This window comes from Prosthecobacter sp., assembly GCF_044378005.1.
Lineage (GTDB): Bacteria > Verrucomicrobiota > Verrucomicrobiia > Verrucomicrobiales > Verrucomicrobiaceae > Prosthecobacter.
The window spans coordinates 21844-34439 of the sequence record NZ_JBILYB010000009.1 but is presented as its reverse complement, the minus strand read 5'-3'; the positions used below and the strand labels follow the sequence as shown (position 1 = coordinate 34439).

Below are 12596 nucleotides of genomic sequence, written 5' to 3'. Positions count from 1 at the left end.
ATCGTGCTACACTCCGTCTCCCCCATGCGACTTCTTCTCTGCCTCCTTGCCCTGAGTTCCCTGCCATGCGCGGCTCTCGATCTGCGCCTGCCCACAGCCAATGACGCCCTCCTCAATGGCGGCGGGCCAGAGTACTTCCAGTTCGTGGATCGCAACTTCGAAGGGCAGGTCAGCTACCCGTGGGAAGGCGGCCAGTTTGGCTTCTGGCGTGATCCGCGCCGGGTGAGCGGCGGCATCGCCTATGCACGTTTCCACGAGGGCATGGATGTGAAGCCGCTCCAGCGTGATGCGCGGGGAGATCCGCTCGATGACGTGTGTGCCATCCTCGCTGGCGAAGTGGTGCATGTGACGCCTTCGGGGAAGAGCAACTACGGCAGCTACATCGTCATCAAGCATGAATGGGGAGAGGGACCGTTTTTCTCCCTCTACGCGCATCTCAAAGAAGCCAAGGTCGCCGTCGGCACAAAGGTCGCCGCCGGGCAGGTCATCGCCCGCATGGGCTACACGGGCAGCGGGATCGACCAGCGCCGCGCGCATGTGCATGTGGAGCTGAATGTGATGCTCAATGAGCAGTTCGAAGCATGGTACAGCACAGGCATCACCTCGCCGAACCATCACGGCATCTACAACGGCATGAACCTCCTCGGGCTGGACCTCCAGGAACTCTACCTTGCTCATGCAAAGAACCCCACACTCTCCGTCGCCGCCTGGGTGAAGCAGAGCACGGCGCAGTTTGAGATCACCGTGCCCGGCAGCGCTCGGCTGGAGCTTTTGCAAAGGTACCCCTGGCTGCGCGAGGGTGCCGCCACAGTCGCGCCCTCCTGGAAGATCAAATGCAGCCGCTGGGGCCTGCCGCTCTCCATCGCCGCAGGTTCACAGACCACCGGCGGCGCCGCTTTGACCTGGCTCAAAGAAAGCAGCACCCCGCTCTACTACCAGACGCGCGGGCTCATCAGCAACAGCGGCAAGCTCACAGTGGAAGGGCTGCGGTTTGTGCAGTTGATGGCGGGTCTGTGAATGGACTGTGGGTGTTGGCGGGGAGAAGTGCTCAGTTCTCAGTGCGCAGTTTTTAAGAGCGATGACTTGACCGCTCCCACCCCCTTTTTTGGAGAACTGAGAACTGAGAACTGAGAACTGAGAACTGAGAACTGAGAACTGAGAACTGAGAACTGAGAACTGAGAACTGAGAACTGAGAACCTCAGCGCGAAGCAGGCACGAGCCCGAGTGACAGCAGATCCATCAAATTGTCCTTCACGAGCGTCGTGGCCGTCAGTGTGAGAGTGCTGGAGCCGTCGGTGATCTTGAGGGTGCCGAGGTTCTTCTCCTGCGGCCCTTTCAATGTCGTGTCGATCTGGCTGGTGAGACGGTATTTGGCCTCTTTCACCTCCAGCATGCCGCCATCCAGCGCGCCACAGCGATAGCGGATGACCACTTCGTAGCCGCCGAGCGGCAGGGCGGGAAGATTCCATGAAGCTGCGGCACCGGGCTTGCTCCAGCCAGTGAGGGCTCCGCCGACGCGCTTCACGCCAGTGAGCTTTGCCTGATCCAGCGGCAGATCGATTTTGTCCGGCAGTGTGCTGGCTTTGAGAGATTGTTCGCGCATTTGCAGCAGCAGCAGTTCCTTGTCCAGACGCGCGAGTTCATCCTCGATTTTGCGGCGTTCATTGCGCGCGGCGATGGCCCCTGCGTAGTCGCGGGCTTCGGCGCGTTTTCTCTCCACTCCGGCCAGTTCCAGAAGATGCTTTTTCAGCGGCGCGAGGCTGACTTCGATCATCGAGCGCTCGAACTTCAGCCGCTCCATCTCCAGGCTCAGTTCCGGGGGCGGCTGGGCCGCAAACGCCCAGGCGCTGCTGGCGATGATCAGCAGCAGACAGCGGCGGAGGATGGTGACGAATTGATTCAAAGGCAGGAAAGGCCCGCGATGCTACCCGACCGCCGATGCGGAACAAGATTTTCCTGTCCGAAAGAGAGGATGCTGCGACTCGTAGTGCCATCCCGCCATGATCCGTACTCTCACCACCCTTGCCTTTGCCGTCAGTCTGTCTGCCACCGCTGCTGACTGGAAAATCTCCACCTTCGCTGGCACTGGTGAAAAGGGTGGCGGAGGTGATGGCGGTCCGGCCACGAAGGCCCAGATCGACAATCCTTTCGGCGTCACGCGTGGTCCAGACGGTGCCATCTACTTCTGCGAGTACACCGGCCAGCGCATCCGCAAGGTGACGCCGGATGGCATCATCCACACCGTCGCGGGCTCAGGCCAGAAAGGCTACAGCGGCGATGGCGGCCAGGCTTTGCAGGCCACCTTCAATCTTCCCCATGAGCTGCGCTTCGATGCGGCGGGTGATCTTTACATCGTGGATATGACGAACCACGCCGTGCGCAAGGTGGCCATGAAGACTGGCGTCATTACCACCATCGCAGGCAACGGCAAACCCGGCTACAGCGGCGATGGCGGCCCCGCCGCGCAGGCGCAGTTCAAGCAGCCGCACAGCATCCAGTTCGGTCCCGATGGCTCGCTTTACGTCTGCGACATCGGCAATCACGTCATTCGTAAGATCGACATGAAGTCGGGCAGCATCAGCACCTTTGCCGGCATCGGCAAAGCCGGCCCAACGCCGGATGGCGCCCCCATCGAAGGCACGCCGCTGAATGGTCCGCGCTCGCTCGATTTCGACAAAGTGGGCAACCTCTGGCTCTGCACGCGCGAAGGGAACCAGGTCTTCAAGTTCGACCTCGCTGCCGGTAAGATCCATCACATCGCAGGCACGGGCAAAAAGGGTCTCACCGGCAATGGCGGCCCGGCCAAGGAAGCTACGCTGAGCGGTCCGAAAGGCATCGCCGTGGATGCGGAAGGCAACGCCTGGCTGGCGGATTGCGAAAGCCACACCATCCGCATGGTCGAGGCGAAGACCGGGCTGCTCCATCTCATCGCAGGCAACGGCCAGAAGGGCAACGGCGGCGATGGTGATCCGCTGAAGTGCGAGATGGCCCGCCCGCATGGAGTCTATGCCGATGCCGACGGTGGCATCTACATCGGCGACAGTGAAGCGCACAAGGTGCGTGTGCTGCGGAAGTGAGCGGATAAGCTCACCGCTTGATCTCCACCGGCCTATGGATGCCCATCGGGGCCAGCAGAGACGAGGCATCAAACGGAATGCCGCCATCGGTGAAGATGGGGGCTCCAGCGGTGGTGGTGCCTTTCTGATTGCCGATCAACGTCGGCTTCAGCGGTTTCGAGAGAGTCCCTGTATCGAAAGTGCCGATAGAGCGTGGTTGGTCGAGCTGTGTCAGCTGATCCAAAACACTCTTCATGCTTTCCACATACTTGGGATTGGCCTCGGGGTTTGTGATGATGGCCTCGTAGCTGCTTTTGACGAGTTCTTTGGCTTCCTTGATTCTCCCCAAGTTTCCCACGCAGATACCCAGATGGTAGCGTGCTTCATGGCGCTTGAGGGGGGCTACGTTCGGCTGTCGTGCCATGTGATCGAGAAGCTGGCGCAGCAGTGACTCCGCCTCTGCAAACCGGTTCATCTCCAGCTTCATGGTGGCGACTTTCTGGAGGAGTTCGAGAGTGCCGAGGTGGTCATCGCCTAAGAGGCGCCTACATGAATCCAGGGCGTTTTGATACTCCTTCAGGGCTGCATCACGTTCTCCAAGGTCCAGCATCAGGTCTGCCATGTTCACCCGCTCAAGGATTGTCTGCTGGTGTTCTGCGCCGAGCTTTTGAGCTGTTTTAGCGACGTTTCCGCGCCGCTCGCTGATGAGGAATTCCCGGCCTGCCTTGAGCTTCACCAGTTCGTTTGAGGTCATGTTTGCGGCTTTGTATCTGGCATGATCTTTACCAAGGGCATTTTCATAGCCAGTCAGAGCGAGGCGCAATTCGGCGATGGCCTCTCCAATCTTTTCCTGCCCGAGATAGGCGATGCTGAGCTGGTGGCGTGTGTCTAGGGTGGTGATGTCGTCTGCGGGCAGCACTTGCTTCCGTGCCTCCAGCACTTGTGTGAGCACACTTTCTGCTTCGGTGTGTTGCTTGAGTGCGTTCAAACAGGTGCCGAGGGCATGGCGGACACGCAGCGTGTCCACATGATCAGGCCCGAGCACGCGGATGCAGTCCGCCTCCAGTGGACGCAGCATTTTCACCGACTCCTCATGCCGGCCCTGCTCATGGATGGCGAGAGCGAGGCTGCTGCGCCCGCTGAGTGTGGTGACGGCATCCGCGCCGTTCACGCGTTCGCTGTGCTCCGTGAGCGTGCGTGACTCGATCTCAGCTTCGGCATGCTTTTTCTGTTCGGAGAGGTTCTTCACCAGTTGCTCACGGCTGCGCAGTGTGCTGGCTGCACCACCACCATACATCTCCATCTGCGCGGCCAAAACTTCCCGCCGCAGCGATTCCGCCTCGGCATGACGTCCTAGCACTTCCAGCACCCGCGCGAGGTTCTTTTGCACCACCTGAGTCTGCTCATGTTTCGGGCCGTGGAGTAGCAGCGTACTTTTCAAAACCGCCCGCGTCTCACGCTCGGCCTCGGCATCATGGCCATGCTGGTAGAGTGTGCCGGCGAGAGTGCTGTGATGACGCACCGAGTCGGCATGGCGAGCACCGAGGATGCGCTCGTGTTCAGTGTAGATGTAGCGCAGCGTCTGCTCCTCATCTTTGAGCATCTTTAGCCCGGCAAAGGCGCGCGCATTGGCGGTCTGAAGCTGCGTCCAAGTCGGCAGATCACGATCCGAGCTCGTCTCCCCCAGAGCGACGCTGATGAACTTGAGCGCTGCCTCCTGCTGCCCCTGCTCCATCGCCGAGAAGGCGGCCAGGCGCAGAGCGCTGATCACTGCTCCAGGCTGGCGTGGATCAGCACGATGGGCTGTGTCTCCCGCTTCCAAGGCCAGCGTTTGCGCTTCGGCAAAGAACCCCGCGACGAAACTGGCGCAGGCACGGTCGAATTTCGGTGCGGACTTGTCCGTGTGCAGCCTTTTTGCCAAAGGCGGCAGTATCTTCGCAACGGCCTCAGGAGTCATCTTCAGCTTCGTGGCCAGCAGACCATGCGTGCGCATCACCCGCTGGGTGGCGGTTTCTGCCGGTGTGGAACCCGTCTCCAAGGTGTACAAAGCAGGGTACTCTCTCAGGCAGGCTTCCGCAGACTCCTGCGCGTGCAGGCTGGACGCGGCCAGGACTGTCACCCAAGGGAACAGGCGGAAGAAAATAAAGCAGGTGTCGTGGCGCATGAATTCGAAGCCGAGCATGGGCATCAGGTGTCCTGCCGTCAAGACGGGCTGACAGCTCCCCGCTTGATTGCGCGCCAGATCGTCCCATACTCCGCGCCCCATGAGCCAAGCCTCCGCCATTTCCCCAACCCGTGAAAAAGACTTCCCCGAGTGGTATCAGCAGGTCGTCCGCGCCGCTGATCTCGCTGAAAACTCCGAGGTGCGTGGCTGCATGGTCATCAAGCCCTGGGGTTACGGCCTGTGGGAAAACATCCAAAAGCAGCTCGATGTGAAGTTCAAGGAAACCGGGCATGTGAACGCCTACTTCCCCCTGCTCATCCCGCTGAGCTACCTAGAAAAAGAAGCCCAGCACGCCGAAGGATTCGCCACCGAGTGCGCCGTAGTCACGCATCATCGTCTCGAAGCGCAGAAGCAGCCCGATGGCAGCACGAAGCTCATCCCCACCGGCAAGCTGGAGGAGCCTTTCGTCATCCGCCCGACCTCCGAAACCATCATCGGTGCTGCCTTTGCCCGCTGGGTGCAGAGCTACCGTGACCTGCCCCTGCTCATCAATCAATGGGCCAACGTCATGCGCTGGGAAATGCGCCCGCGCCTCTTCCTCCGCACAGCCGAGTTCCTCTGGCAGGAAGGCCACACCGCCCACGAGACTGCTGAGGAGGCCATCACGGAAACCAAGCTCATGCACAAAGTGTATGCCGACTTCCTGCGTAACCACCTCGCCATCCCCGTGATCCCTGGCGTGAAGACGGAGAACGAGCGCTTCCCAGGTGCGGTCGATACCTACACGGTCGAGGCCATGGTGCAGGACAAGAAGGCCATCCAGGCTGGCACCAGCCACTACCTCGGTCAAAACTTCGCCAAAGCCGCAGGTATCCAGTTCCTGGGACGCGACAACACCCGCCAGCACGCGCACACCACGAGCTGGGGCATGAGCACGCGCCTCATCGGCACGCTCATCATGGCGCATGGCGATGACGACGGCGTCATCCTGCCACCACGCATGAGCCCGCATCAGATCGTCATCCTCCCCGTCACTCCGAAAGAAGACACGCGTCAGGAAGTCATCGAGGCCTGCGAGGCGCTCGCCACCACTCTGCGCACCCAGACCTTCCACGGCGAGCCTCTTCGTGTTCACGTCGATAAACGTGACCTCCAGGGCGGTGCGAAGAACTGGGAGTGGATCAAAAAAGGCGTCCCCCTTCGCCTTGAAATGGGACCACGCGACATCACCAGCCGCAGCGTCGCCGTCTGCCGTCGCGATCAGGGACCGAAGGCGAAAGAGTTCATCCCCAAAGAAGATCTCATCCGCGACGTCACCGAGCGTCTCCAAGACATCCAGGACAGCCTCCTCAAGCGCGCCACCGAGATGCGTGACGCGAACATGAAGAAGATGGACACCATGGAGGAGTTCCAGGCCTTCTTCGCCGAAAGCGGACCCGGCGGCTTTGCCCTCATGCATTGGGCCGGTAGCAACGAAGAGGAAGACAAGATCGCCAAAGACATGAAGATCACCATCCGCTGCATCCCGCTGAGTGATGAGTTCGCCGAAGAGGGCAAATGCTTCCTCACTGGCAAACCCAGCTCGAAGCGTGTGGTGTTCGCGCGGAGTTATTGAGTGCTGGTTTCCATCGTCGGCCAAAGTCTTGCGAGATAAGACTCGCAAGACAGGTCGGATGAAAGACGCAGAAGCTTCGTTCGCGATGAAAAAGCAATAGGGATCAGCTCCCGGCATAAACCCTATCGACATGCCCAACCTTATCCGAGTCACCCTCTGGAACGAGTTCGTCCACGAGCGCCAGAACCCTGCTGTCGCAGCCATTTACCCAACGGGAATCCACGGAGCACTGGCGGAGGCTTTGGGGGTGAATGCGGACTTTGTCATCCGCACAGCGACGCTGGATGAACCAGAACAAGGGCTCCCACAGTCCGTTTTGGATGAAACCGATGTCCTGCTCTGGTGGGGACACGCGGCGCACGATGCGGTGCTGGATGAAACTGTGACGAGGGTACAACAGCGGGTGCTCGCGGGCATGGGGCTGATCGTTTTGCACTCCGGGCATTGGTCAAAGGTCTTCAAGCGGCTCATGGGCACGACCTGCGCGCTGTGCTGGCGCGAGGCGGGCGAGCGCGAACGCGTGTGGGTGGTGAATCCTGGCCACCCCATCGCCGCGGGGCTGGGCGATTGCATCGAGATCGAGCAATCCGAGATGTATGGCGAGCCCTTCGGCATCCCGACGCCGGACGAGCTGATCTTTGTCTCTTGGTTTCAAGGCGGCGAAATCTTCCGCAGTGGTGCCACATGGACGCGTGGCAGTGGACGCATCTTTTACTTCAGCCCTGGGCATGAGGTGTACCCGATCTACCATCACCCAGACGTGCAGCGCGTGATCGCGAATGGCATCCGCTGGGCGCAACCGCAAGGCGTGGCGGCGAACACGCCGCGCCATGTGCCGGTGGAGCAGGCTCGGGAAAAGATCACGACGCGAGGTGGGACAGTGCATTGAAACGGAGCCACCGACTTCATCCCACATCACCCCTTTCGAAGAGGAACGCCCCCTGGCAGATTCAGCACCAATGCCCGCGAACGGGTGATGGGAAACTCCTGCGGAGTTCGGGTCCCATCGAGGCGTGGTGACTGGGGTTTCGGAATTGGCCCCCTTGTGTAACCGTTTGATTTAGTGAAACAAACTTGAATAATATTGAACCTCGTATCAATATTATTCAAATGAAGCGATTCCCCGTCACCTGCCCGAGCTGTGAGCATCGACTCCAGGTCAAGCGGCTCGCTTGCGACCATTGCGGGACCGAAGTGGAGGGTATTTACCCACTCCCCGTGCTCGCTGCGCTCTCGGCGGAGGATCAGGCCTTCATCTGCGACTTCGTCAAAGCCAGCGGCAGCCTCAAGGAAATGGCCGCGCTGCTGAAGGTCAGTTACCCCACCGTGCGCAACCGGCTCGATGAGGTCATCGCCAAGCTCCAACCCACACCTCCCACACCATGAAACTGAGCCAAATCCTCTTCCATCCCTTCCACCGCATCGCCGGGGGCACCGCGCTCCTGCTTGGGTTGGCTGCCATCACACTCACCGGTCTGATCGGGGCCGGACAGGGGCTTCATTTCGACGGCGTGCTGGACACTCATGCCGGAAAAAGCGGGCCGTGGTGGCTCTTCGTGACCGAGGGTTTCATCGACTGGATCAGCCTCGCTGTGCTGCTCCTCATCGCAGGCCGGATCATCTCCAAGACCGCCTTTCGCAGCATCGACCTTGTCGGCACGCAGGCTTTCGCTCGCTGGCCGACGATGCTGGTGGCACTCGCCTGCCTCACACCGGGATTTCATCGCTTCAGCGATGCGTTGACGAAATCCATCATCGGCCTCAAGCCAGGTCAGGTCCCGGAACTGCCCGCCGCAGGGCCGGATGCCGTCGTGTTCGCCCTCGTCACGCTTTTCATGCTCACCTGCAGCGTGTGGATGGTGGCGCTGATGTGGAAGTCCTTCTCCCACTGCTGCAACCTCCGTGGCGGCAAGGCTGTCGGCACCTTTGTCATCGTCCTGTTACTGGCTGAGCTGCTCTCGAAAGTGCTCATCGGGCAGCTTTTTCAGCTCCTGTAACCTCCCGCGATCATGAAAAAAGGGCTCCTCTCCTGGATTGTCCTCCTGCTGGCGGCAGCGGCACTGGTCAAACTGCACCTCGACTGCACGCCGGATCTTCCAGCACGCAACGCCAGCCACCACACCTCAACTCCCAGGCCATGAACCTGCTGCTCGCCGCTGCCATTTTGGGCACGCCGATCTTGATCGCAGCGCTGCTCATTCGCTTCAGTCGAATGCCGCCCACCGATGCTGGCAATGGTCGCTAAATAGGTAGGCTACAGTCATGCTGAATCTCCCCGAACTACGTCAAAAGCTCCGCGAAGCCTCTCATCCCTCCCAGGTAGCCATCGCCCGGCGTTTTTTCAAAACGGGGCCCGGTGAGTATGGTGAGGGCGATCACTTTCTCGGGCTCAAGGTGCCCCAAATCCGTGCGGAGCTGCCCCACACCGATGCCCTCCGCGAGGCGGACGTCTTGGACCTGCTGCACTCCGAATGGCATGAAGAGCGGCTCCTCGCCCTGCTGGTGCTCGTGCGCCGTTTCAGCCGGGCCAAAAGGGACACCGCCGCCCAGCAGCGCATCGTCAGCCTCTACCTCGCGAACACGAAATGGATCAACAACTGGGACCTCGTCGATAGCAGCGCCCCTCACATCCTCGGCACCTGGCTGCTGCAGCGTGATCGTTCCGTACTCGATACCCTCGCCGCCTCCACCAGCCTCTGGGAGCATCGCCGTCCTCGCCACGCAGGCCTTCATCCGCGCTGGCGATTACGCCGATACTCTCCGGCTCGGTGCGCTCTTTTTATCTCATCCCCATGATCTCATGCACAAAGCCTGCGGCTGGATGCTCCGCGAGGTCGGCAAACGCGATGTGAAGCCGCTGCGGACCTTCCTCGACTCACACGCCGCCAAAATGCCCCGCACCATGCTGCGCTACGCCCTCGAAAAACTCCCCGAAAAGACCCGAAAAGCCTACCTGGCGATGAAATCGTAACCCATCCAGAAAGAGGAACAGGATTGCCTCCTCTTCCCTCCGCATCAGACGCACAGGATTCAATCCCGGCCACTTTCCTCAGCGCCGCCGTGCAAACCACTTCCGAATCTCCTCGGCCCAGAGCACGCTACTGCCGATCAGACCTAGCAGGAAGAAATCAGTGAGCGGAATCGGAACGGTATGGAAGATGTGGTTCATCGTCTCGCTGTAGATGACGAAAAGATGAAGCAGATTTCCCAGCAGTAGCCCGCCGACGAGCCAGACGTTTTTGAGCACGTCGAGATTGAGGGATGATTTGAGGGCGCTGCGGCAGTTCAGCACGTTGAACCACTGGCTGATGGCGACGAGCGTGAAGGTCTCTGTTTGCACGAGTTCAAAGGGCGCACCGCTTTGCAGCCGCCAGACGAAGAAACCGAAGATGGCAGCGACGCTGGTCGTGACCATGAGCGCCATGCGCTGCCACATGGGGCGGGTGATGAGCGGCTCGTTCATGGGTGTCGGCCTGCGGCGCATTTCGTCGCCTTCCAGACCTTCCATGACGAGGTTCACCGTGACAGTGCCTTCTGTGACAATGTTGATCCACAGGATCTGCACGGCGGCCAAAGGCAGAGGGTAACCGCAAAGCAGGGCGAGCAGCAGCACAACAACTTCATCAATGGAAGTGGCGAACAAAAAGAGCACCACCTTCTTGAGGTTCTGATAAACGAGACGGCCCTCTTCGACGGCTTTGACGATGGTGGCGAAGTTGTCGTCGGTGATGACGATCTTCGCGGCCCCTTTGGCGACCTCGGTGCCGGTGATGCCCATGGCGACGCCGACATCAGCGGTGGCAAGCGCGGGGGCGTCATTCACTCCGTCACCGGTCATGGCGACGACTTGTCTCTGGGATTGGAAGGCTTCGACAATTCGCAGTTTCTGCGCCGGATGCACGCGGGCAAAGACGGAGATGCGGTCCAGGTTTGCCCGCAGGTCTTGTTCGGGCATGAGTTCGAGTTCGCTGCCATCGACGGCGATGTCGCCAGGTCTGGCGATGCCGAGGGCAGTGGCGATGGCGAGGCCGGTGGCTTTGTGATCGCCAGTGACCATCACGGGCCGGATACCTGCATCCAGACATTCCGCGACGGCGAGTTTTGCTTCATCGCGAGGCGGGTCCATCTGGCCCAGCAGGCCCAGGAAACGCAATCGTCCGCGGAAGGGCTCGAACCCGGCTTTTTCATCGAGTTCCGCCTGATCAATCTCGGCGACGGCGAGCACCCGCAAGGCCTGTGCAGCGAGTTCGACGGCGGTTTCATGCATCCTGGCCAGATCGAGTGTCGAGGAATCGCAAAGATCGAGGAGCATCTCGGGCGCACCTTTGATGAGGATGCGGTGGCCATGCTGAGTGGCCATCATCTTGGCGGCGGAGTCGAAGGGGATCTCGGCGCGGCGGGGATGGTGATGGCGAAGCGAATCCGGCTCCACGCAGCCTTTGAAAGCCACGGTGAGCAGTGCTGCCTCCGTGGGATCGCCGAGGGCACGCCAACGGGCGTCACCGGCATCGGGTGGGACGAGCTGGGCGTCGTTGCAGAGCACCACGGCTTCGAGCAGGGACTTCAGGGCAGGGTCGTCTGTCGCGGTGATATCCTTGCCATCAAGGTGCAGCCTGCCTTCGGGGGAGTAACCCGCGCCGGTTGCCTCAATGCGGCGTCCGTCTGGCAGAACGAGCGTGGTGAAGGTCATCTCGTTCTTCGTGAGTGTGCCGGTTTTGTCGCTGCAAATGATGCTCGTCGATCCCAGCGTCTCCACGGCGGCGAGACGACGCACGATGGCTCCGCGCCGTGCCATGCGCTGCATGCCGACGGCGAGAGCGATGGTCACGGCCACGGGCAGGCCCTCGGGCACCATCGAGACCATCTGACTGATGGCGACCATGAAGATGTCCACAAACTTGATGCCGCGCATGAGGCCAAAGGCGAGCACGAGGGCAAAGAGCACGATGCTGGCGACGACGAGCCATTGCCCGAACTGATGGAGGCGCTGCTCCAACGGCGTTTTTGGTTCTTCCGCAGTCGCTGTCATGCGCGCGATCTTGCCAACCTCGGTTTGCAGACCTGTGGCGACGACGACGGCGCGTCCACGGCCAGCCGTGAGATGCGTGCCGGAGTAGATCATGTTTTTTCGATCCCCCAGAGAAGCGTCCTGAGGCAGCACATCGGTGTGTTTTAAAACGGGCAGCGACTCGCCGGTGAGCGCCGCCTCAGTGGCCTCCAGGGCGGCGGCTTCGAGAAGACGTGCATCGGCACCGACTTGGTCCCCTGCACCGAGCAGGAGGATGTCGCCCGGCACGAGATCACGAGCTTCGATGCTGGATTCGGCACCATCACGCACGACGCGGACTTTGAGAGTCGAAAGCTTCCGCAGTGCTGTCATGGAGTGTTCAGCCCGGCCTTCCTGGATGGCACCGATGACGGCATTGATCAGCACGACGATCAGGATCACGACCGCATCACTCGCATGAGACATCGCAAACGAGATGATCGCAGCGGCGAAGAGGATGTAAATGAGCGGGCTGGCAAACTGGGCGGCGAAGACTTTCCAGAGCGCTTTGTGTTTGGCTTCGGGCAGTTCGTTTGGCCCGTGTTCGCTGAGTCTTGCTGCTGAGTCGGGGCCGGAGAGGCCGGAGCGGGCTTCGCTTTGCAGCGTGGTCAGCGTGGTTTCGATTTTCTCAGCGTGCCAGTTGAGAGGGGTGAACGCAGGCATGGTGGATGCTACGACAGCAAACCGGCACCCGCTGTGCAATGTTTTTGCTC

General features: G+C 60.7%; 10 protein-coding genes and 1 pseudogene. 8 read left to right on the top strand and 3 right to left on the bottom strand.

Annotation, left to right across the window (positions count from 1 at the left end; translation table 11 throughout):
• Positions 1-24: 24 nt before the first annotated feature.
• Complete coding sequence (locus AC6FTP_RS03540; protein ID WP_497205522.1) at positions 25-1017, top strand: M23 family metallopeptidase; 993 nt, start codon at positions 25-27, stop codon at positions 1015-1017.
• Positions 1018-1199: 182 nt separating this feature from the next.
• Here AC6FTP_RS03540 and AC6FTP_RS03535 read toward each other — a convergent pair whose 3' ends face one another.
• On the bottom strand, positions 1200-1904 hold the full coding sequence (locus AC6FTP_RS03535; RefSeq protein WP_497205521.1) for a hypothetical protein: 705 nt from the start codon (positions 1902-1904) through the stop codon (positions 1200-1202).
• 97 nt (positions 1905-2001) lie between these two features.
• Between AC6FTP_RS03535 and AC6FTP_RS03530 the strand changes: the two genes are divergently transcribed.
• Positions 2002-3078 (top strand): NHL domain-containing protein, encoded by a 1077-nt coding sequence (locus AC6FTP_RS03530; protein WP_497205520.1) that lies wholly within the window; start codon positions 2002-2004, stop codon positions 3076-3078.
• Between the two features lie 10 nt (positions 3079-3088).
• Here the strand turns inward: AC6FTP_RS03530 and AC6FTP_RS03525 are convergent, their stop codons facing one another.
• Positions 3089-5239 (bottom strand): tetratricopeptide repeat protein, encoded by a 2151-nt coding sequence (locus tag AC6FTP_RS03525; RefSeq protein ID WP_497205519.1) that lies wholly within the window; start codon positions 5237-5239, stop codon positions 3089-3091.
• An 82-nt stretch (positions 5240-5321) separates the two neighbouring features.
• Between AC6FTP_RS03525 and proS the strand changes: the two genes are divergently transcribed.
• From proS to AC6FTP_RS03495, 6 genes and pseudogenes are all read left to right on the top strand, one after another.
• The gene (gene proS / locus AC6FTP_RS03520; RefSeq protein WP_497205518.1) at positions 5322-6836 is read left to right on the top strand and encodes a proline--tRNA ligase; all 1515 of its coding nucleotides are present in this window, start codon (positions 5322-5324) and stop codon (positions 6834-6836) included.
• A gap of 130 nt (positions 6837-6966) precedes the next feature.
• Positions 6967-7725: a ThuA domain-containing protein gene (locus tag AC6FTP_RS03515; protein WP_497205517.1), complete on the top strand. Its 759-nt coding sequence runs from the start codon at positions 6967-6969 to the stop codon at positions 7723-7725.
• Between the two features lie 221 nt (positions 7726-7946).
• Complete coding sequence (locus AC6FTP_RS03510) at positions 7947-8222, top strand: DUF2089 domain-containing protein (protein WP_497205516.1); 276 nt, start codon at positions 7947-7949, stop codon at positions 8220-8222.
• A complete protein-coding gene (locus tag AC6FTP_RS03505) occupies positions 8219-8833 on the top strand; it encodes a hypothetical protein (protein ID WP_497205515.1) in 615 nt (204 codons plus the stop codon). The genes AC6FTP_RS03510 and AC6FTP_RS03505 overlap by 4 nt, the downstream gene beginning before the upstream one ends.
• Positions 8834-8845: 12 nt before the next feature.
• Positions 8846-8977: a hypothetical protein gene (locus tag AC6FTP_RS03500; RefSeq protein WP_497205514.1), complete on the top strand. Its 132-nt coding sequence runs from the start codon at positions 8846-8848 to the stop codon at positions 8975-8977.
• 121 nt (positions 8978-9098) lie between these two features.
• Positions 9099-9807 (top strand): annotated as a pseudogene (locus tag AC6FTP_RS03495) (DNA alkylation repair protein).
• A 78-nt stretch (positions 9808-9885) separates the two neighbouring features.
• Here AC6FTP_RS03495 and AC6FTP_RS03490 read toward each other — a convergent pair.
• The gene (locus AC6FTP_RS03490; RefSeq protein WP_497205513.1) at positions 9886-12546 is read right to left on the bottom strand and encodes a cation-translocating P-type ATPase; all 2661 of its coding nucleotides are present in this window, start codon (positions 12544-12546) and stop codon (positions 9886-9888) included.
• Between the last annotated feature and the right edge of the window lie 50 nt (positions 12547-12596).

What these genes read in the sequence shown, in the direction of transcription:
- AC6FTP_RS03525 (WP_497205519.1), bottom strand. Translation starts at nt 5,239, where the DNA reads ATGCTCGGCTTCGAATTCATGCGCCACGACACCTGCTTTATTTTCTTC.
- AC6FTP_RS03540 (WP_497205522.1), top strand. Translation starts at nt 25, where the DNA reads ATGCGACTTCTTCTCTGCCTCCTTGCCCTGAGTTCCCTGCCATGCGCG.
- AC6FTP_RS03490 (WP_497205513.1), bottom strand. Translation starts at nt 12,546, where the DNA reads ATGCCTGCGTTCACCCCTCTCAACTGGCACGCTGAGAAAATCGAAACC.
- AC6FTP_RS03515 (WP_497205517.1), top strand. Translation starts at nt 6,967, where the DNA reads ATGCCCAACCTTATCCGAGTCACCCTCTGGAACGAGTTCGTCCACGAG.
- AC6FTP_RS03530 (WP_497205520.1), top strand. Translation starts at nt 2,002, where the DNA reads ATGATCCGTACTCTCACCACCCTTGCCTTTGCCGTCAGTCTGTCTGCC.
- AC6FTP_RS03505 (WP_497205515.1), top strand. Translation starts at nt 8,219, where the DNA reads ATGAAACTGAGCCAAATCCTCTTCCATCCCTTCCACCGCATCGCCGGG.
- AC6FTP_RS03500 (WP_497205514.1), top strand. Translation starts at nt 8,846, where the DNA reads ATGAAAAAAGGGCTCCTCTCCTGGATTGTCCTCCTGCTGGCGGCAGCG.
- proS (WP_497205518.1), top strand. Translation starts at nt 5,322, where the DNA reads ATGAGCCAAGCCTCCGCCATTTCCCCAACCCGTGAAAAAGACTTCCCC.
- AC6FTP_RS03510 (WP_497205516.1), top strand. Translation starts at nt 7,947, where the DNA reads ATGAAGCGATTCCCCGTCACCTGCCCGAGCTGTGAGCATCGACTCCAG.